This is a genomic window from Bacillus sp. ISL-7 (assembly GCF_018613065.1).
The window spans coordinates 46699-67334 of the sequence record NZ_JAGGQW010000007.1; the positions used below are offsets into that span (position 1 = coordinate 46699).

General features: G+C 38.4%; 16 protein-coding genes. 10 read left to right on the forward strand and 6 right to left on the reverse strand.

Translation table 11 applies throughout. The features are described from left to right. The first annotated feature begins 43 nt into the window (after positions 1-43). Both J7E66_RS02060 and rlmN read left to right on the forward strand, forming a co-directional pair. Positions 44-994, forward strand: coding sequence for a TRM11 family SAM-dependent methyltransferase (locus J7E66_RS02060; RefSeq protein WP_214997798.1), 951 nt, complete (start codon positions 44-46; stop codon positions 992-994). A gap of 80 nt (positions 995-1074) precedes the next feature. Then, positions 1075-2142, forward strand: coding sequence for a dual-specificity RNA methyltransferase RlmN (rlmN, locus tag J7E66_RS02065; protein ID WP_214997799.1), 1068 nt, complete (start codon positions 1075-1077; stop codon positions 2140-2142). Positions 2143-2447: 305 nt separating this feature from the next. On the opposite strand, the gene fabF is transcribed toward rlmN, so the two are convergent. The 5 genes from fabF to J7E66_RS02090 all read right to left on the reverse strand — a co-directional run bounded on the left by fabF (position 2448) and on the right by J7E66_RS02090 (position 10861). Beyond that, positions 2448-3689, reverse strand: coding sequence for a beta-ketoacyl-ACP synthase II (fabF, locus tag J7E66_RS02070; protein WP_214997800.1), 1242 nt, complete (start codon positions 3687-3689; stop codon positions 2448-2450). A gap of 1578 nt (positions 3690-5267) precedes the next feature. Further along, positions 5268-6461 carry a nucleoside transporter C-terminal domain-containing protein gene (locus tag J7E66_RS02075; protein WP_214997801.1) on the reverse strand — a complete coding sequence of 398 codons (1194 nt, stop codon included), beginning with the start codon at positions 6459-6461 and terminating at the stop codon, positions 5268-5270. Positions 6462-6710: 249 nt separating this feature from the next. Then, complete coding sequence (locus J7E66_RS02080) at positions 6711-7931, reverse strand: amidohydrolase (RefSeq protein ID WP_214997802.1); 1221 nt, start codon at positions 7929-7931, stop codon at positions 6711-6713. Positions 7932-7952: 21 nt separating this feature from the next. Beyond that, the gene (locus J7E66_RS02085; RefSeq protein ID WP_214997803.1) at positions 7953-9191 is read right to left on the reverse strand and encodes an amidohydrolase family protein; all 1239 of its coding nucleotides are present in this window, start codon (positions 9189-9191) and stop codon (positions 7953-7955) included. A 92-nt stretch (positions 9192-9283) separates the two neighbouring features. Continuing rightward, the gene (locus tag J7E66_RS02090; protein WP_374103819.1) at positions 9284-10861 is read right to left on the reverse strand and encodes a glutathione ABC transporter substrate-binding protein; all 1578 of its coding nucleotides are present in this window, start codon (positions 10859-10861) and stop codon (positions 9284-9286) included. Between the two features lie 294 nt (positions 10862-11155). On the opposite strand from J7E66_RS02090, the gene J7E66_RS02095 reads away from it, so the two are divergent. The 8 genes from J7E66_RS02095 (at position 11156) to J7E66_RS02130 (ending at position 19369) form a co-directional block, all read left to right on the forward strand. After that, the gene (locus tag J7E66_RS02095) at positions 11156-12058 is read left to right on the forward strand and encodes an ABC transporter permease (RefSeq protein WP_214997804.1); all 903 of its coding nucleotides are present in this window, start codon (positions 11156-11158) and stop codon (positions 12056-12058) included. Positions 12059-12080: 22 nt separating this feature from the next. Next, complete coding sequence (gene nikB, locus J7E66_RS02100) at positions 12081-13001, forward strand: nickel ABC transporter permease (RefSeq protein WP_214997805.1); 921 nt, start codon at positions 12081-12083, stop codon at positions 12999-13001. A gap of 13 nt (positions 13002-13014) precedes the next feature. Further along, the gene (locus J7E66_RS02105) at positions 13015-14037 is read left to right on the forward strand and encodes an ABC transporter ATP-binding protein (RefSeq protein WP_214997806.1); all 1023 of its coding nucleotides are present in this window, start codon (positions 13015-13017) and stop codon (positions 14035-14037) included. Further along, positions 14037-15032 (forward strand): ABC transporter ATP-binding protein, encoded by a 996-nt coding sequence (locus J7E66_RS02110; protein WP_251032712.1) that lies wholly within the window; start codon positions 14037-14039, stop codon positions 15030-15032. The genes J7E66_RS02105 and J7E66_RS02110 overlap by 1 nt, the downstream gene beginning before the upstream one ends. 90 nt (positions 15033-15122) lie before the next feature. Beyond that, positions 15123-15863: a sensor histidine kinase gene (locus tag J7E66_RS02115; protein ID WP_214997807.1), complete on the forward strand. Its 741-nt coding sequence runs from the start codon at positions 15123-15125 to the stop codon at positions 15861-15863. A 13-nt stretch (positions 15864-15876) separates the two neighbouring features. Then, positions 15877-16569: a response regulator transcription factor gene (locus tag J7E66_RS02120; protein WP_214997808.1), complete on the forward strand. Its 693-nt coding sequence runs from the start codon at positions 15877-15879 to the stop codon at positions 16567-16569. Next, positions 16566-17873: an SLC5/6 family protein gene (locus tag J7E66_RS02125; protein WP_214997809.1), complete on the forward strand. Its 1308-nt coding sequence runs from the start codon at positions 16566-16568 to the stop codon at positions 17871-17873. The genes J7E66_RS02120 and J7E66_RS02125 overlap by 4 nt, the downstream gene beginning before the upstream one ends. 44 nt (positions 17874-17917) lie before the next feature. Beyond that, positions 17918-19369, forward strand: a complete 1452-nt coding sequence (locus J7E66_RS02130; protein WP_251032713.1) for a cytosine permease — start codon at positions 17918-17920, stop codon at positions 19367-19369. 27 nt (positions 19370-19396) lie between these two features. Here the strand turns inward: J7E66_RS02130 and J7E66_RS02135 are convergent, their stop codons facing one another. Further along, positions 19397-20620, reverse strand: coding sequence for an amidohydrolase (locus J7E66_RS02135; protein WP_214997810.1), 1224 nt, complete (start codon positions 20618-20620; stop codon positions 19397-19399). Positions 20621-20636: the final 16 nt, after the last annotated feature.

The window sequence follows — 20636 nt, forward strand, 5'->3', positions numbered from 1 at the left end:
TGAAGATGAAATAAATAAATTAAAGTATGATAAAGATTTGGATATGACTCTCCAAAAAGGTACGACCTATATATATACTTACGCCTATGCTGAGGATGAAACCTCTTTGTGTGCTTTGGAAATGCGCTCATTATTCGGTGAGGTGTCTCAATCTAATGTTTTGGAAAGTTTCATAAAAATCGATCCAAGTCGAAGCCCGTTTATTAAAGAAAGAATCACGGTGCTATATGAGGTGGAAAGCCTTGAGGATCTTTTTATACAGGTAGAAACTTTACAACTAAGTGGAGCAACGTTTAAAGTCACCTATGTAAAAAATAGTGGTCAGGCAAACAGTGAACAAGAAGGATTCGAAAACCGACGTGCCATTGAACGAGAGCTTGGCTTACACATCAATGGTCAAGCAGATCTTCGTCATCCTAATCGATTGTTTGGCGTCATGAATATAGACGGAAGTTGGGTCTTCGGTGAGTATGTAAAAAGTGAGTCGGTTTGGTTTCGGCATCAAAAGAAGCCAAACGGTTATTCCACAGCGCTCAACACACGTGTGGCTAGAGCAGTGGTAAATATCGCCATCCCCAATCCAAACGGAATTAAGGCCATTGATCCTTGTTGTGGAATTGGAACCGTCCTAGTTGAAGCTAGGTCGATGGGAATTGATATTGTCGGAAGTGACCGCAATCAGTTGATTCTTCCTGGAGCACGAGAAAATATGATACACTTTGGTCTTAGCGGAGAAATACACTTAGCTGATATTCGCGAGATCACCAATCATTATGATGTAGCCATCATTGATTTGCCTTATAATTTGTGTTCGGTGATAACCCCTGACGAGCAGCTGGAAATGCTCCAAAGTGCACGTAGGTTTGCTGACAAAGTGGTCGTCGTTACCGTTGAACCTGTCGATGAAGTTCTTTTGAAAACTGGTTTTACGATTATTGATCGAGCGGTTGCTAAAAAAGGGTTATTTATACGAGAAGTGATAGTATGTAATTGATAAGGCTCCATCTTTGCCTATTCATTAATAATATAACGTAATCTTTATTAAGTTTTATCGTTACGAAAAGAGGGGAATGTATGAATAAACAGTCCATATACGGATTAACTATAGATCAATTGGCTAATTGGCTTACCGAGCACGGTGAGAAGAAGTCGAGAGCACAAAAAGTATGGGAATATCTTTATCGAAAGCGTGTAACAGCTTTCTCTGAAATGACAGAAGTAAATCAAGCGTGTCTTCAATTACTGGCAGACAACTTCGAAATCCAAACCTTACAGGAGCATATTAAACAAGAATCAGCTGATGGAACGATTAAATTCTTGTTTAAACTTCAGGATGGCAACTTGATTGAAACGGTTTTAATGCGCCAGAAATATGGCCTTTCTGTTTGTGTGACAACACAAGTAGGCTGTAACATTGGCTGCAGTTTTTGTGCGAGTGGTTTATTAGCGAAGAGCCGTGATTTAACCAGTGGGGAAATTGTCGAGCAAATTATGAACGTTCAACTGCATTTGGACAACAAAGGACAAGGTGAAACGGTCAGTCACGTAGTCGTGATGGGGATTGGTGAACCATTTGATAATTTTATAAACCTAATAGACTTTATCAGGGTGATTAAAGATGATAAAGGGCTTGCGATTGCGGCTAGACGGATCACCGTGTCAACCAGCGGTCTCGCGGACAAGCTTATTGAGTTCACGGAAATGGGGCTGCAGGTAAATCTTGCTGTTTCCTTGCATGCGCCAAATAATGAGCTTCGTACGCGGATTATGAAAATTAACCGTGCGATTCCGATTGAAAAATTAATGCAGGCGATGGAGTATTACGTAGAAAAGACAAACCGTCGGATTACCATTGAATACATTCTGTTGCGTGATGTAAATGATCATAAGCAAGAAGCCGAGCAACTGGCCGAACTTCTTCGCCCTCTCGGACAGCAAGTCTATGTAAACTTAATTCCATATAATCCGGTCGATGAACATAGTCAATATCAAAGAAGTGAACAGGAATCAGTCCTGGCATTTTATGATACGTTGAAAAAGGGCGGGATTAATTGTAAAATCCGCCAAGAACACGGAACAGATATTGATGCGGCGTGCGGACAGTTACGAAGCAAACAAATCAAAAAAGCTGAAGTACAGTAATTTCATTAAAAGGTTATGTTAAACAAGGTCTTTGGTTTAACATAACCTTTTTAGTTTTATCCGCATTTTATGTCTGTGCCGATTTCGACATTCTTTTCTCCATTTCCCGGGAAAAAGTCCTGTTGATAAAAGGGTTTATATAGAATCTAATCAAACGTTTGGTTAGTAAGGAATTATCGGGAAACCTGTCAAAGTGTGATTTATTACCGATAAAAGTCCTTTTATCGACTTGTTTTTTATTTTAATAGCGGAAAAACAACATACAAAAAAGGTATCTAAATAATATTTAGACACCTTCGTTTTAGTTATTCGGTAAACTTTTTAAAAATCAATGTGGCATTATGCCCGCCAAATCCTAATGAGTTTGATAAAACCACTTGAACATCCTTCTTCTTTGCTACGTTGGGGACATAATCTAAATCAAGTTGTTCATCAGGTGTTTCATAGTTGATGGTTGGAGGGATGATTCCTTCCTTGATCGCTAAAACAGAAAAAATGGCTTCAATTGCCCCTGTCGCTCCTAACATGTGGCCTGTCATCGATTTTGTGGAACTTACAGATAAAGTATAGGCATGTTCCTTGAAAACCTCTTTAATGGCTAACGTTTCATACAAATCATTATAATAAGTCGAGGTCCCATGAGCATTGATATAGTCGACTTGTTCAGGGGAAATCCCAGCATCCTCTAATGCTAATTTCATTGCTCTCCCTGGTCCATCTCCGTCTGGTGCAGGTGTAGTAATATGATGGGCATCACCCGTAGCTCCATATCCTATCAATTCCCCATATATATTCGCACCACGGGCTAAAGCATGCTCTAATTCTTCTAGGACCACAATTCCTGCGCCTTCCCCGATGACAAATCCATCACGATTCTTATCAAAAGGCCGGCTGGCTGTGTTTGGATCTGGATTTTTTGTAAGAGCAGTCATATTAGAAAATCCCGCAACGGTCATTTCTGTAATCGTTGCTTCTGTTCCACCAGCGATTATCATATCCACATTCCCCTTTTGAATCACGCGGAATGCATCACCGATTGAATTGGCGCCTGACGCACATGCTGTAACCGAACAATTGTTGATTCCTTTTGCTCCAAGTGCAATCGAAACTTGTCCAGCCGCCATGTCAGGGATAAACATAGGAATAATAAACGGGTTGACTCTTCTTTGACCTTTTTCAATAAATTTCCTATGTTGTTCCTCGAATTCAGCTAGCCCACCAATCCCTGATCCGATCCAAACGCCCACTCGCTCAGGTTGAACATTCTCACCGATTTGGATTCCTGCATCATTGACAGCCATTTGACTTGCAGCAACTGCGAACTGGCTATAACGCCCCATTCTTCTCGCTTCTTTTTTATCCATAAATTCTTCTGGTGCAAAGCCTTTTACTTCTGCTGCGATTTTGATATCCACTTTTTCCACATCAAATATCGTTGCTGGACCAACACCTGATATACCCCTTTTAATCTGTTCCCATGTTGAATGAGCATCATTCCCCAAAGGAGTGACTGCTCCAATACCTGTAATCACTACTCTTTTATTCATATAATGCTGTCTCCCACCCATTTTTTAAGTAACTATAAATGATTCTTAATCTATAGTTTAACTAATTCAGAGTGGTAGGACAAATTGATATCGAGCTATCTTTAGATTTAAGTTTATTTTTTGGAAGGAAATGGATGTCGGTTAAGCAAATCACGGTTTAACCACACATCTCTATTTTGGACAAGTGAAGGTTGTTTTCAGTTTCATGAACCCGTACATTAAGCGTGCATTTCTACCTTTTTGGGTTTGAGGATTAATTTTTGACTCAAGGCATTTCATAAATTGCTTATCACAATAACATGGGGAATTCCCTCGGCTCAGACAGCGATCATGCTGGTAGCAGCAGTTATCTACATCATTAATTGGACTACCCGGCCCGCTGCATCCTGGCCCACACCATCGATAACCCGGAAAAAGACAAAGAGGCAGCAGGCTCTTTTTACTACGTTTCAATCATTTACACCTCCTATAATTTTACTACTATATTAATATGAATAAATATAAAAACCTGATTAGACTTGTTCTCTAAAAAAGGTGGGAGGTTTGTATGTCGTTTAGGAAAACTATCCATTAGCACTAGCAAATACACGTATGTGTTAAAAGTGGTTGAAACGATGATTTTATTTTTGCTATACAGTAGAAGGTTCTCTAACAAGCTATGTCGGAATATAAATAAATATCTAGCGTTAAAATTATTAAAAATCTTCACTTGAAAGGGGAATCAATTCTTATGGATGTTTGCATATCTTGTGGGAGTGAATTGTCCAAGTTTGAACGGAATAGAAGTGAGTGTTGGGAGTGTATGGATACGACCACTGAAGCCTATACAGAGGAGGAATAATTTATTTTAAGTACTTTTCTACATTATGAAAATAAAAACGGCCCTTGTCCTCAAGACAAACATTAGGACTGGGGACATCTTGGTTATAGGTACAAAACGAACAGCGCCAGTCACTAATTGTAAGTAAGTGTAATTATTTATTTACATCCAATAATAAAACTTTCCCTTTACTAAGTCGGCTTTTTACAATTCGGGGGCTAATGCTGCATAAACAAGTGATTTGCATTCAAGTTGCCGATCTATCCTTGGTTTTAGCTTAGGTACGACTAGAAATCCAGAATAATATTGACTTGTGTGGAGAAATCCTCTGTTTCATAGCGTTAGGAATCTCAATATTTACTTTTTTAAGAACGTCTGGCCCCCCACTGTTTCATCGGGAATACAGTCGCCGATAGCTCTCATTGGTGACATTTTCAACTACTTTGCTTTGACTTTTGTCGCCAATAGCCCTCATTGGATGCATTTTCAACTACTTTGCTTTGACTTTTGTCGCCAATAGCCCTCATTGGATGCATTTTCAACTACTTTGCTCTAATTTTTGTCTCCAATAGCCCTCGTTCGATACATTTTCAACTACTTTGCTCTTTGTTTTGCTCCTTTATCTTTGTCCTTTTTATACGAAATATAAGGCACAACTATTACCTAAGCTAAAAAAGGCGAACTAACTGTTCGCCTTTTAACGCATGGTTTCCGTTCCCAGATTCACCTTAACGACTAGTGCTCAGTAGAAAACTCCACTACCAAACAAATAATCCAACTATCATCGCACTCAATAATGATACTCCCACTCCACTGACCAACAGCTTCCAGACATTTTTTCCGATGATACTTGATTTTTCCTCACTAAGGATCGAATTAAACGTTCCATAAATCATCCCGACTGTACTAAAGTTTGCAAAGGAAGTTAAGAACGTGACGGCAACAGCGACTGTATGCGGAGCAAGTCCACTTATTTTACCTTTTAGGTCCAACATCGCAACAAACTCATTGGTCGCTAGCTTTATTCCCATTAGTTGCGCCACATACATCGCATCATCACCAGCTAAACCAAGCAAGAACGCGAATGGGCTAAAGATTATTGAGAAGATTTTTTGGATGGTCAACCCTTTCACTACGAATCCTAAGATCCCATTTATACCAGCAGTTAAGGCAACATAACCGATTACCATTGCCATGATGACAATGACCATTTTCACTCCGACTAGCATACTGTTTGATATGGTTGAAAAGAAATCTTTTCGCTCCTCTTTTGTAGGGACATAAACGATATCTTCCTCTTTACTCACCTCAACCGGATTCAGCATGTTCGCAATCAAAAGCGCGTTCAAGCAATTCAGCGGAATTGCGACAAATACGTATGTCGCTGGAACCATTGTTAAGTAAGCCCCAATAATCGAACCGCTAATGCTGCTCATACTCATGATTCCAAACGTTAGCAGGCGATGTTCCTTTAATACGGTCAGCTGCTGACGAATAACGGCCAGGGCTTCTGTATTTCCAAGAAACATCATCTGGATTGAGAAGAAACTCTCTAGCTTTGGCAATCCAGATACTTTTGAAATGAGCCAGCCCACTTTATCAATGATCCATGTTAAGATTCCAAAGTACGTTAAAATATCAAAGAATGTAATAATGAAAATAATCGGCATTAACGCACTAAAAAAGAAATCCACATGCTCGTTCGCCATCACGGATGGGAATACAAATGAAGTCCCTTCGTTCGCACAAGCAATTAACCAGTTAAAGAACGATGCTATCTTATTAATGATCCATGACCCAATTTTCGTCGATAACATAAACCATGTGATTGCTAATTCAACAACCAATAACGTTAAAATGGATTTCCACTTAACGTTTCTTTTATTAGGAGAGCAAAAATAAATAAGAACGAGCATTACTAATACTCCAAGTACATTAAACAAAAAATACAAGTTATCAACTCCTTGGGTTTATTATTCCCAGAAAGTTTATTTGTATAGAAAAATCCCTCAACTTTTCAGTAAGCGGTTTTAGTAACCCATTTAGAGCACAAATATAAATTAAATCTTATATAAAAATAAGAAACAGTGCTAATTCATTTGCGAATTGCACTGTTAATTTAATAGTTGTTTTTTGAGTTGCGGATCATCCAAATGAGAAGGACTTCTCTTCCCAAACTATTAAGTTCTTAAAAACAATGTTTACAGTTGTCCAAATACAACTTTACCTTTAAAAATAACTGCTTGTCGCACTGGCGTTCTTGCAACGGCTTCAGCAGAACATGAGGCATTTACAAGAACAAGATTTGCTTCATCGCCTACCAGAGGCCAGGCTACCTCACCGTCTTTCGTTAATGGGGTAGGTCCCCCAGTAGCATACTTTAGTGTCTGAGCAAGGGCACGTTCGTCACTTTTCCGGTACAGTTCACTATATCGGGTTGCCTTTTCTAATACATCCCCTGTTCCATATGGTCCCCAAGAGTCATAGAAACCATCACACCCTAAATACACGCTTACTCCCATTCTATCTAATAAATCAATTGGAGGCAGAGTATTTGTAATTGGAATCGTAGACATAACCGACATTCCTAACTTGCTCATTTTATTGGCAATTTCTTCTTGATGTGGAACCGGCACCTCTCCTAGACTGAATGCATGACTTACAGCCACTCGATTGTGCCATTTCGCTGCTTCGACCATTTCTATCAATTTATCTACCGTATAAAAACCAACATGTCCTTTGTCATGTAAATGGATATCGACATCTGCATCAAATTCTGTTGCTAGATTCATCACTTCATAGAGTGATTTTTCGATATTGCGGTCAATTCCAGCCGGGTCTAACCCACCAACTAATTGTGCACCAGTTCTCATTGCCTCTTTCATTAGTGGAATAACATTTTCAGTTAATAATCCATGCTGTGGGAAGGCAACAATCTCGTAGGTTACCTTATCCTTGTTATCCTCCAATGCTGCTTTTACGCCTTCTAAATTTTTCAAACCAATATAAGGGTCAATATTTACATGGGTGCGGATGTGTGTGGATCCATGTGAAAGCAATAAGTCAATCATGGCACTAGCACGCTGTTTTGTTGTTGGCGCCAATTCCTCAAGTTCCATTGCCTCCATACGTAATCGGTCCTTCAAATTTTTTGCAGGTATAGGAGCCTTCCAATCAAGTGAAAGATAGGTTTTATCCAAATGGTTGTGCATTTCTTTAAAGGTAGGTAACGCCAAAAAACCTTTTCCATCCACAGTATTCTCACCAGATGGAATGTTGAAACTCTCCTTTTGCTTTTCAACTATTTTCCCACCCTGAATTTTCAAATGGAAAAGCTCTGTCTTTGTTTCATAAACTCCTTTTTCATCCTGTACATAGCCTGTCTCTAACCGAACATTTGTCAACCAATATGAGGTAGTCATTCTTTCTCCTCCTTTATAAGTTTAAACACGCACCAGGTCTGTGTCCTCCAGTTTACTTTCAACCTTTTTCCCTTTGAAAAACAATGCTTCTACCTTCGCTCTTCTTGCGACTGCTTCTGCTGAACAAGTTGCCTTTACTAGCATCATCGTTGCATCATCGCCAACTTTAGGCCAGACACGCTCACCTTCTTCATTCAGCGGTGTTACACCGCCAGTACCATATTTTAAGGCAGTTGATAATGAATATTCATCACTCAAACGAAATCTTTCGGCGAGAATCCCAAGCTTTTGAATCGTGTTTCCGGTTCCAAAAGGGGACCAGTGGTCTGTAATACTGTCGTGTCCAACAGCTACACGAATTCCTAATTTATCAAGAGCTGGTATCGGAATTGTCGCTCGATTTATAGGTACAGTAGTGGTAACATCCATTTCTTGTTCTTTTAGAATAGCGGTGATTTCTTTAAGTTCCTTACCATCCATGTCACCTAATGCAATCCCATGGCTAATCGTGGCTCTACCTTTGAGCCCAGATTCCCTCGTATAATAAGCCATGCGTTCAAATGTAAATACCCCTAATGTATTCGGATCATGTAAATGAATATCTACGCCCTTATTGTTTTCAACAGCAATATCAAAAATAGTGTTTAAAGATTTTTCAATATTCCGATCCACAGTCGCAGGGTCGACACCTCCAACTAATGTCGCGCCATTCTTCATCGCATCACGAATGAGCTGAACTGAGTCACTTTTTAATAAACCGTGCTGCGGAAAGGCAACAATCTCATAGGTAAGAACATCCTCATATTTTTTCAAGGCATTGACGGTTGCCTCAAGATTTTTTAGTCCAATCACCGGGTCCACATTACAATGGGTGCGAATATGGGTATGGCCGTTTTTAATATATAATTCAATCATTTTCTCCGCACGCTCTTGGGCGGTCGGCAGGAGCTTTGGCAGCAATTCTTTTTCTTCTTCTAATCTGGTGAAAATGCCATTTGTAAGGGGCGTACATGCTTTCCATGGTCCACCATAATAGGTTTTGTCGATATGAATATGCATATCTCTTAAGGATGGCAGTAATAGCTGACCATGCGCATCGTGCTGTTTAACCTTTGTATCAGGAATTTCATTTGTAATTTCAGTAATTTTACCGCCTTCAATTTTTAAGTGGCAAATTTCCGTCTCGGTTGCGACAATTCGATCATTTTCATAAATGAACCCTTTTTCTAAGCAGACATTCGTTAACCAAAAAGTGGTCATTCCTGTTCCCTCCTGTTATAGAACTAGTAAAAGTACTTTTTTTACGAAAGTACTTTTCCACCTTGGACACTATTCATTTCTTCATAAAGCCTCTATTTAATTACCACATCATCAATCATTAGATAGTTAGCAGCATTTAACCAAAATCCACTTACATTTTTACTATAGGCAGCCAAATGTTCATAATTTCGTATAGGAACATAAACCGCATCGTCAATCTCTTTCTGCATTACCTTTTCATATAGCTTTAATCGTTTTTGCTCATCTGTTTCTTTTCGTGCGGATTCAATCATTTTGTCTACATCTGGATTACTATAGTAGAACGTGTTCCCTGCAGCTCCCTGTGATGCTGAATGGAATAAGTTATACTGGTTGTAATCACCGTCCCCAGTTGCATTACCCCAACCGCCAATAGCCATCTCGTGCTCACCTTTGTCAATCATGTCGATATAAGCGCCATATTCCATTACTTGGATCTTTACATTAATTCCAATTCCTTTTAATTGCGATTGCATCACTTCAGCCATGTTAATACGTTCTTTTCGGTCACTTGTTAATAAAGTGACATCCAATCCCTTTTCATAGCCAGCTTCTTTTAACAATTTCTTTGCTTCGTTCAAATCATAGTCGTAAGCTTTAACCTTATCACTGTATCCAAGCACCTTAGGGCTCATTGCTACATTGGCAAGGGTTCCAACGTTATTATAAACGCCTTTAATAATTGCTTCTCTTTCAATGGCGTGGCTGATTGCCTTTCGAACCCTTACATCATCAAACGGTTTTTTCTTTACGTTAAATCCAAGATATTCAACAGCTAGTCCTTCTGTACGATAGAGTCCCATTTTGTCGGAAGCTTCAATGCGCTCAATCTCGGTTACAGGTACTTGGTCATTAATATTCGCTTCACCAGTTTCAATCATAGCCAGGCGTGTCGCATCTTCGGGAACGACTTTGAATACTACTCGATCAATATTAGCTTTCTTTCCCCAGTAGTTTTCATTTCTCTTTAATGAAATTTCTTGTCCGGTCTTCCATGATTCAAATACAAATGGACCTGTTCCAACTGGATGCTGTGATAATGCATCTGGATTTTCTGTAATCGCTTTCGGACTAATAATACTACCTTCTTGGCTGGCCAAAATAGATAGCAGTGGAGCATAAGAATATTCAAGTAATAATTGAACGGTATAATCATCAACAACTTTTACTTCCTTAATCATGGAGAATTTCTCGCGTTGCGGTGATTCCGTTTTCGGATCTAACAAACGATCAAATGTCTTTTTAACAGCTTCAGCATTGAATGGTGCTCCGTCATGGAATTTAACACCTTCTTGTAATTTAAATTCCCATGTTGTGTCATTTACGACTTTCCATTCTTTCGCTAACAGCGGTTGAATTTTGAAATCTTTGTCTGGTGCAACTAGTGTCTGATAAACTTTTTGATAAATGATATTCGCAGAAGGAATATCTGTAATAAAATGCGGATCAAGTTTTGTAGCATCAGAAAGCCTTACAACTGTCAATGTACCACCTTGTTTGGTTGCTTCTTTTCTGCCTGCCGTATCAGTTGAAGAAGTTGATTTTGTAGAACAAGCTTGAGCAAAAATCATCATTAAGCCGATTAGAACAAATAGTAGTCCCCTATTCATACTGCGTCCTTTTTTCTCCATTTTTTTATGCTCCCTTATTTTGTTATTTTGTAAATTCTGACCCTTCATTCGTGTATCCACCATCCCTCCGCTAGTACATATCTGCATTATAAAAGACAATCGACAATAATATTTACAGAATATTTACTTAAATTTTAACTATATTGACATATTATTTAAAAAATATTTACTTTTCACCTAATTTTGATAATTTGTACTTAACCCAATAAAAAGTCTGAAAGTTTAGAAGGGGGTCTACCGCAACGATCAATTACATCTTATCTTTCAAAAAAATTAAAATAAGGAGGGTTTTACATGTCAGTTGAAGTAAACACTGAAAAACCAATTGTAATCACACAAACAATTAATCTACCGAAACGATCTAAATTAAAAGACTTCCTTTCTATTTTAATGGTTAATAAAGCAGCGATGGTCGGTGCAATTATTATCCTCTTTTACATTTTTATCGGATTATTTGCACCGCTCTTAGCCCCCTACAATCCATATGAAATTATATTAGGAGATAAATTACTGCCTCCATCGAGTGATCACTGGATGGGAACCGATGATAAAGGGAGAGATATATTAAGTCGTATTCTGTATGGCTCAAGACTTTCGATGGGAGTCGGTTTTGCTGCTGTAGCCTTTGGCTCATTCTTCGGAATCATTTTTGGACTAGTTGCTGGCTATTATGGAAAATGGGTTGATTCGTTCATTATGCGATTGATGGATGTCATGCTCGCCTTTCCTGGAATCTTACTAGCATTAGCCATCATAAGTGCTCTAGGACCTGGTCTTATTAATGTTACGATTGCGGTTGGAGCATTTTCCGTTCCGTTATTTGCACGAATTGTCCGCGGTTCTACCTTAGAAGTGAAACGTCTCGAGTATATCGACGCCATACGGTCGCTTGGCGCAAATGATTTTACAATTATTTTCAAACATATTTTACCAAATATTCTTTCTCCAATTATTGTCCAAGGGACATTACGTCTTGCGACGGCGATTTTATCAGCTGCAGGCTTATCGTTTCTTGGTCTTGGCGCACAGCCTCCTTCTCCGGAATGGGGAACGATGCTAAGTAATGGAAGGGATTTCTTATTCTCTGCTCCATACATTGCGATTTTCCCAGGTTTAGCGATTTCTATCCTCGTTTTAGGTTTTAATATCTTTGGTGATGGATTACGCGATGCTTTTGATCCAAGAATGAAAAAGTAAAATTTAAGGAGGTTAGCAGACGATGTTGATGTTTATTTTACGCCGTTTAATCCAAATGATCCCAGTAGTAATTGGGGTAACTTTTGTCGTATTTTTTATCATGCAACTAGTTCCCGGCGATCCTGCTGTTTTGCTTGCAGGTGAAGGAGCATCAAAAGAAACAGTTAATGCCATTCGCGAGCAATTGGGGTTAAACCGGCCATTACTGGTTCAATATTTTGACTACCTTTTGAATGTATTTCAAGGAGACTTTGGTAATTCACTTAAGAATAACCAGCCAGTACTTGATGAAATAATGGTTAGACTACCGATCACAATGGAATTAGCATTTTTTAGTATCATTATCACAATCGTTTTAGGTATGGCAGCGGGAATTATTTCAGCGGTTAAACCTTATTCACTTACAGATACAAGTGTTATGCTAGTTGCCCTACTTGGAATTTCCTTACCGAGCTTTTGGTTTGGTTTAATGATGATGTATTTCTTCTCCGTAAAACTGCAAATTCTTCCGGTTGCAGGATGGGATAGTATCCTTCACGTCATCCTTCCTGCTCTAACATTAGGAGCAGGAGGTGCAGCAATTGTTGCCCGGATGACTCGTTCCAGTATGCTTGAAGTCATCAGGCAAGATTATATCCGTACAGCACGAGCAAAAGGACTGCGCGAACATGTCATTATTTATAAGCACGCATTACGGAATGCCTTAATTCCAGTAATAACGGTTGTTGGGTTACAGTTTGGTGCTCTGCTTGGCGGAACTGTATTAGTTGAATCCATCTTTGCGATTAACGGACTTGGCAGAATGATTGTTGATGCTATCCGAATGCGGGATTTACCAGTGGTTCAAGGGGGAGTTTTAGCTGCCTCGTTAATCTTTGTTATCGTGAACTTATTTGTGGACGTATTCTATCGGTTCTTTAATAAACGAATGGAACTAAATTAACAGGTGGTGAATAATGGTGAGTGAGAAAAACAATCCAATTTTAGAAGTAAAAGGATTAAAAACACATTTCTTTACAAAACATGGTGTAAGTAAGGCCGTTGACGGTATTGATTTTACCCTTCGAAAGGGAGAGACTTTAGGTATTGTCGGAGAATCAGGCTGTGGAAAAAGTATGACATCTCTCTCCATACTACGACTAATCCCCTCCCCTCCAGGGAAAATTGCGGGCGGACAGGTTCTTTATAAAGGGAAAGATTTAGTCGCACTCTCAGAGGATGAAATGAGGAAAATCCGTGGAAACGAAATCTCGATGATTTTCCAAGAACCGATGACATCATTAAATCCTGTACTTACTGTCGGAGAACAAATTGCTGAAGCATTAAGATTGCATCAAGGTATGAAAAAAAAGGAAGCGTGGATTAAGGCCGTTGAAATGCTTAAGCTTGTGGGAATACCTTCTCCTGAAAAAAGGGCAAAACAAGAACCATTCCAATTAAGTGGCGGTATGCGCCAGCGTGTAATGATTGCGATGGCACTTGCCTGTACTCCAGAAGTGTTAATTGCCGATGAACCAACAACAGCCTTAGATGTAACCATTCAAGCACAAATATTAGATCTAATTAAAGATTTACAAAAAAAGATAGGTATGGGCGTTATTATGATTACACATGATTTAGGAGTTGTTTCTGAAACATGTGATAAAGTTGCCGTTATGTATGCCGGCAATATTATTGAACATGCGCCAACTGAAAAGATTTTTACAAATCCAAAGCACCCCTATACACAAGGGTTGTTAAATTCTTTACCAAAGATCCATGAGGACCAAGAAGAATTGCAAACGATCGAAGGGAGTGTACCAAGTCCGTATAATTTGCCGACAGGCTGCCGTTTTGCTTCAAGGTGCCCCCATCAGAAACCTTTGTGTCACTTGCAGAAGCCTGATCTAATTGAACAAAATGATGGTGTTAAAGTACGTTGTTGGATGTACACTGACGAATGGACGAGACATGTGGAAAAAGAGGGGGCTGTTAAATAATGGTGACTGCTACAGAGAAAAAAGTATTATTAAAAGTGGACCATTTGAAACAATATTTCCCTGTTAAATCAGATTCCATTTTTAAACCTAAGGCATATGTAAAGGCAGTTGATGACATTTCTTTTCACCTATACGAAGGAGAGACATTAAGCATAGTTGGGGAATCTGGCTGTGGTAAATCGACTACAGGACGCGCGATTCTACGTCTCGATGAACCAACAGATGGAACTGTATATTATGATGATAAAGACATTTTAAAGCTCAATAATAAAGAGATGCGAAAGCTAAGAGGAGACTTGCAAGTAATTTTCCAAGATCCTTTTGCCTCACTTAACCCCCGTCAAACGGTAAAACAAATTTTAAATGAAGCAATGGCCATTCAAAATGTCGTTGAAAAATCGAAAAGGATGGAAAGAATGATAGAATTATTGGGGTATGTCGGTCTACCCCAAGAAGCACTTGAGCGCTATCCCCATGAATTTAGCGGGGGGCAGCGTCAGCGAATTGGGATTGCCCGTGCACTTGCCGTCGATCCTAAATTAATTATTTGTGATGAAGCAGTATCTGCTTTGGATGTTTCCATCCAAGCTCAAATCCTAAATCTATTAAAAAAGCTTCAAAATCAGTTTCAGCTTACCTTTTTATTTATCTCACATGATTTAAGTGTAGTTAGGCATATTTCCGACCGAGTAATGGTTATGTATTTAGGAAAGGTCGTTGAGATTGCTAACAAAAAAGATCTATTCGATGTACCGCTTCATCCATATACAAAGGCATTGTTATCATCAATTCCTGTACCTAATCCGGTCCATAAAAGGGAACGAGTCATCTTAAAAGGGGATGTCCCTTCCCCCATCGATCCTCCAAGCGGATGCCGTTTCCATACGCGCTGTCCGTTTGTAACGGAGAAGTGTAAATTAGAAGAACCTGCCTTAAGAGAATTAGCTGAGAATCACTTTGTCAGCTGCCATTTTGCAGAACAACTTTCACAATAATGTTATATTAGAAATAAAAAACTTTATAATATTAAGATTGGGAGTATTTCTAGACTCCCTTTTTCTACATCTAAAGGAGAATCTCGTTTAATGCTTAATATTGAAGCTTTCTCCATCTACATTATGTTATGTGTCTTAGCCCCTTTACTTGGTGCATTTACTTTGCTGTTTTTATTTATATTTGAAAAACGAATTGATCTTTTAGAAAAGCAAACAAGGGAAATTGCTCTCGAGAAAGAACTGCAAACAGCCCTATATAATCAATTAAATCAGGAAATCCAACCACATTTCCTCTTTAATACATTAAATTCCATTTTAAGTCTTGCAAGGTTGGAGAGGAAAACAGAATTGATTCACTCGATTGAGACCTTTTCAAAATTGCTAAAATTTAAATATAAGACGAATACACCTTTAATAACCATTAATGAGGAATTATCCTATATCAATTATTATTTGGAAATACAAAAAATAAGGTTCCGTGACAGACTTCATTACGAAATATCAATGGATTCAACGGTGGGACAGGCTGTTATCATCCCTTTTTTAATTCAAACCCTTGTCGAGAACGCCTTTAAACATTCATTTGACAGACATATTGGTGAGGCTTTTTTAAAAATAATCATTGAAAAGAACGAGAAGGAAGTTTATGTAACTGTCTGGAACAATGCCTTAGAAGGACAGGTGGTCCAATCTCATAAAGATGGACTTGGTTTAGATAATATTGCAAAAAGGCTTGATCTTCTCTTTCCAGGAGATCAGACTTCAGTAAACTTAATACCTTCAGAAGACGGTACCAGTGTTTTAGCTGTTTTCCCATTTGTACTAGGATAGGGAGTGCATCCAAATGAATATTCTTTTAGTAGATGATGAACCACTTGAATTAGAACTGCTCGAATATTTAATTCAAAAAAAGTTTCCAAACTGGAAGTTTTTTAAGGCTCTAGATGCTTCACAAGCCATTCAAATCATCAAACAACATGAAATCTTTCTTGCATTTCTTGATATCCAGCTCCCAGGTAAATCAGGTTTGGAATTAGCGATGGAACTCACACGAAATTATTCAATGGATATTATCATGGTTACAGCTTTTCAGAATTTTGAATATGCTCAAATCTCGATAAGAATTGGGGTTGTTGATTATATTACGAAGCCTGTCATTGAAGAAGAGCTTTTGAACGTATTAAGCAGATATGATCGATTGGGGCGATATACGGAACAAATCGTAAACGCCTTACAAATTATACATCAGGAATATAGTGAAAAATTAACATTAAATTATTTAGCTTCAAAGATTCACATTAACCCTGCCTATTTAAGCAGAAAATTTCACGAAGAAGTAGGGATGGGCTTCTCTGAATATTTAAATGATTATCGTTTAAAGCAAGCTCAAAAAATGTTAATTAATAATCCTGATTTAAGCATTAGCACGATTTCAGAAAGATGTGGATTTAATAGCCAGCATTACTTTAGCCAAATCTTTCGGAAATTGACTGGACAATCACCGAGTGACTATCGCTTAAAGGAGACATACCGTTGAATAGAAGTTCTTATCAATTATATATAAGCGGTGCGATTAAATTGGGAGTAAGCTTTGGGGTTGTTAGTCTTTTATCGAGGTGGATAACAGGCAATACGATCCTCTCTTCTCCAGAAACATTAATAAAATACGGATTAACTGGTGGAATTGGCTATTCTTTAATGGGGGCTTTAGCACTCATATTGTTTGGATTTTTAGCCAAAGTCATTAGAGAAAAATTTCCCGATGAGCAAACGATTGGAGATGTACTGAGAAAAAAATTATCACCAAGCGGCTACTGGTATGTCATTACAATTCTTCTCATTACCAGCCTGCACTCCTTATTTATCCAAGCAATGGGAGCGGGAATCCTCATTCATATCCTGTTCCCTATGCCTATTTTTATAGGAATGCTATTGTTTTTAGGCTTTTGTTTTTTTGTAGGCGGTGTTGGTGGAATGCAGCGAATGCACCAGTTATCAGGTGTTAATGTCTCATTGATTTTCGGCGCTGTTTTAGTCATTCCTGTCTATTTTTATATTCAGGAAGGTGTCCATCCTGTTTATGAAGGGATTAAACTTTTTCATCCTTATATTTTATTCTATAAAAATACAGATTCGATTTGGTTTATTTTCACAGCGATTTTGATTGGCTTTGGACAGGTCTTAATTGATCGAGCAACATGGCAGAGATTATTTATCATCAAAAAGGAAAAAATTCAAATGACCTTTACTCTAGCAGGAGTAATATGGGCCACAATCCCACTAGCTCTAACCTCCCTGCTAATGATTATTATGTTTGGCAGAAGCTATAAAGATATTTATTCGTTGCTTTTTGAACTTGTTGATAAAATACAATCAACCATGCTAATTGTTTTATTTGTTTTATTTTGCTTTAGTGCGATTTCGTCAGCAATTAGTGCAGAGCTACATGCGACGACTACCTTGGTTGTAAAAAATATTATTGATTTATTTCGTCCTTTATCTGACCACGAAAGATGGAAATTCACTTATATTTTTTCAGGAAGTATTTGTATATTTTTACTAATAATCGTGAGTATTTTTAAACCTACTCCGCTACAATTATTGTTTTTCTCTGGGAATATTTACGCTGCCATCATTGTACCGATGTTATTTATTATTCTAAGTAACAAATCGATTCCTGCAATCATCCCCTTTTCCTCATTGATTGGTGCCTTGGGGGGCTATATATTTATTCCCCTGAATGATAACTTAACGATCATTTGGATCAGCTTCATAATTTCTGGTTTGATTTGTTTATTGGTTTTTATTTTCCAAACAGTATCCACTAGGATAAAGCTTTAAGGAAGATTGGAGGTAAGCAACCTTGGGAGAAAAGCAAGTCATCCATGATGATTCATTGTCGGATAACACAGATTTATTACCAACAAAACCAGAAGCTAGAACATGGAAGTTTAGCCATTACTTCTCCATTTGGATGGGGTTCGGTTCATAATGTTCCATCCTATGTTACCATTGGGGGTTTCTTTGCGTTAGGTTTATCGATATGGCAGGTATTTTTTATCATTATGACTTCATCGATAATACTCGCCGGAATGATGGCATTGAATGGCCATGCAGGGGGGAAATATGGAATCCCTTTCTCAATCCTGCTCCGGACCAGTTTTGGTCGCAAAGGAGCAATTATTCCAGGGGTATTAAGGGGGATAATCGCAGCCATTATGTGGTTCGGTCTGCAAACATATGCTGGAAGCCTTGCCGTAACTATTTTAATTGCAGAATTTTGGGAGCCCTATCCAACATTAGGAGCAGATTGGAGTTTTTTAGGATTAAATTTAGCCAATCTTATATCCCTTCTCCTCTTTTGGGTGATTAATGTCTTTTTTATTTTTGCAGGGGTAGATGCCTTAGGAAAGTTAACTAAGCTACTCTCTCCAATGGTATTTGTCGTTTTTGGCGGAATGTCCATTTGGGCAATTAATTTAGCAGGTGGAATCATCCCAATCTTAAACTTTAGCGAGAAAGGTGTAGAAGGAAATAGTATTTTGATTATCCTAAGCTGTATTTCAGCGATATTAGCAGCATGGGTGGCACAAATACTAAGCGTTTCTGATGTTACAAGGTATTCTCGCACCAATAAAGGCCAGTCATGCGGACAAATTGTTGGAATTCTAATTACCTATTTATTGTTTGCAGTTGCAAGTATTACCATCATCGTTGGGTCTGAAATTGCTTTCGGAGTTCCAATCTGGAATGTACTTGAAGTGATTAATCGATTTGATAGCAAATTTGCCATTATCCTTTCTCTACTTACCATTTGTTTAACGACATTATCTGTAAACATTGTAGGTAACATTATCCCTGCAGGGTATCAACTGGCCTCCCTAGCCCCGAAAAAATTAAACTTTAAATCTGGTGCCTTCATTGGCACCATTATTGGATTACTGATTATGCCCTGGAAGCTGATGGAGAGCCCTACAAGCATTTTTACTTTTTTAAATATGATTGGTGGAATGTTAAGTCCTGTAATTGGTGTGATGCTTGCGGATTATTTTATTATCAAGAAAAGAGAAATCAATTTACAAGAATTATATTTTCCAAATAGTAAGGGCCGTTTCTCAAACGGAGTAAACTGGCCTGCACTGCTTACCACTCTATTCGCTGGGTGTACTAGCTTGATTGGTAGATTTATTGATATCCTTGAGCCGATTTATAATATTTCATGGTTTACTGGGATAATCGTTTCAGTCGTCCTATATTTACTATTTATTTATTTGAACAACCTGTTACACGCCAGTAGAAAAGATAAGGATTTGGCAAATATAACAAAAGGGGGATGATGTTTTCATCCTCCTTTAAAATTAAATCTAGCTAATGGAACCTGAAACCAAGTTACCCTGATAAAAAACTGCCTTACGGTTTGAACGTCTAGCAACGACTTCGGCAGAACAACTTGCTTCTACTAAAATCATATTGGCTGCATCCCCTTCTTTAGGCCATTGCTTTCTGCCTTCTCTATCTAAAGGCGTCAAACCACCAGTAATATATTTTAATGCTTGAGAAAGAGAAACTTCATCTGTCCAACGACACCGTTCAATTAGCCGGCCAAGCCTTTCAAGAACGTCCCCATTTCCAGTCGGCCACCACGAATCAAAAATATTATCGTTTCCAATGGCTACATTCACACCGTATTCTGATAGCAAGCTTACCGGAGGAATATTTCTGCCAATTGGGAGACTCGTAACAATTGAAATACCTGCATCTCTTAATAACTCGGCCATGTCTGCAGCTTCTTCTCTTGATACATCTCCAAGTCCAAAGGCATGACTGATTGCCACTCTCCCTTCCCAGCCTGCTTGCTTCGTTAAATAGGCAAGACGTTTCATTGTGAAAGTACCTAAGTGACCAGGATCATGTAAATGCAAATCAATATCGGCATTACCTTCAACTGCTAAATCCATTAACTGTACCAATGATGCTTCAATATTATTGTCGACCGTTGCTGGATCGACAGCTCCGACAATCCCTGCCCCATTTCTCAAAGCTTCCCTTACAAGCTGTACTGTTCCTGGACGGAGCAAGCCATGCTGGGCAAACGCAACAATTTCAGAGCTTATTTTATTGGAATAAGATACTAGAGCGTGCTGAACTCCTTCTAAATTTTGCAATTTCACCTCAGGATATATATCAACATGCGTTCTGACATGAGTGGATCCGTATGATAGTAATACTTCAAGCAAGGCTTCAGCACGTTTTTGTGTGCTAAATGAGATAGAAGCTAGAATATTCTTTTCAATATCACAGCGTTCAATTACGCCTGATGCCGGGATACAAGCCCGCCAATTATCACCCATATAGGTTTTATCAAGGTGAACATGCTTTTCGATGAAAGAAGGAAGCAAAAGCATTCCTTTTGCATCTATTAGAGGTAACACAACTTCAAATGGCTCAGAAGGTTTTATTATTTTTGAAATTTTCCCATCCTCTATTAACAGATGACACATCTCAGTCATAGTTCCTACAACTATTCCATTTTCTTCATAGTACCCTGTTTCAATACGTGCATTCTTTAACCAATACTTGCTATTCATTTCTATTCATCCTTTC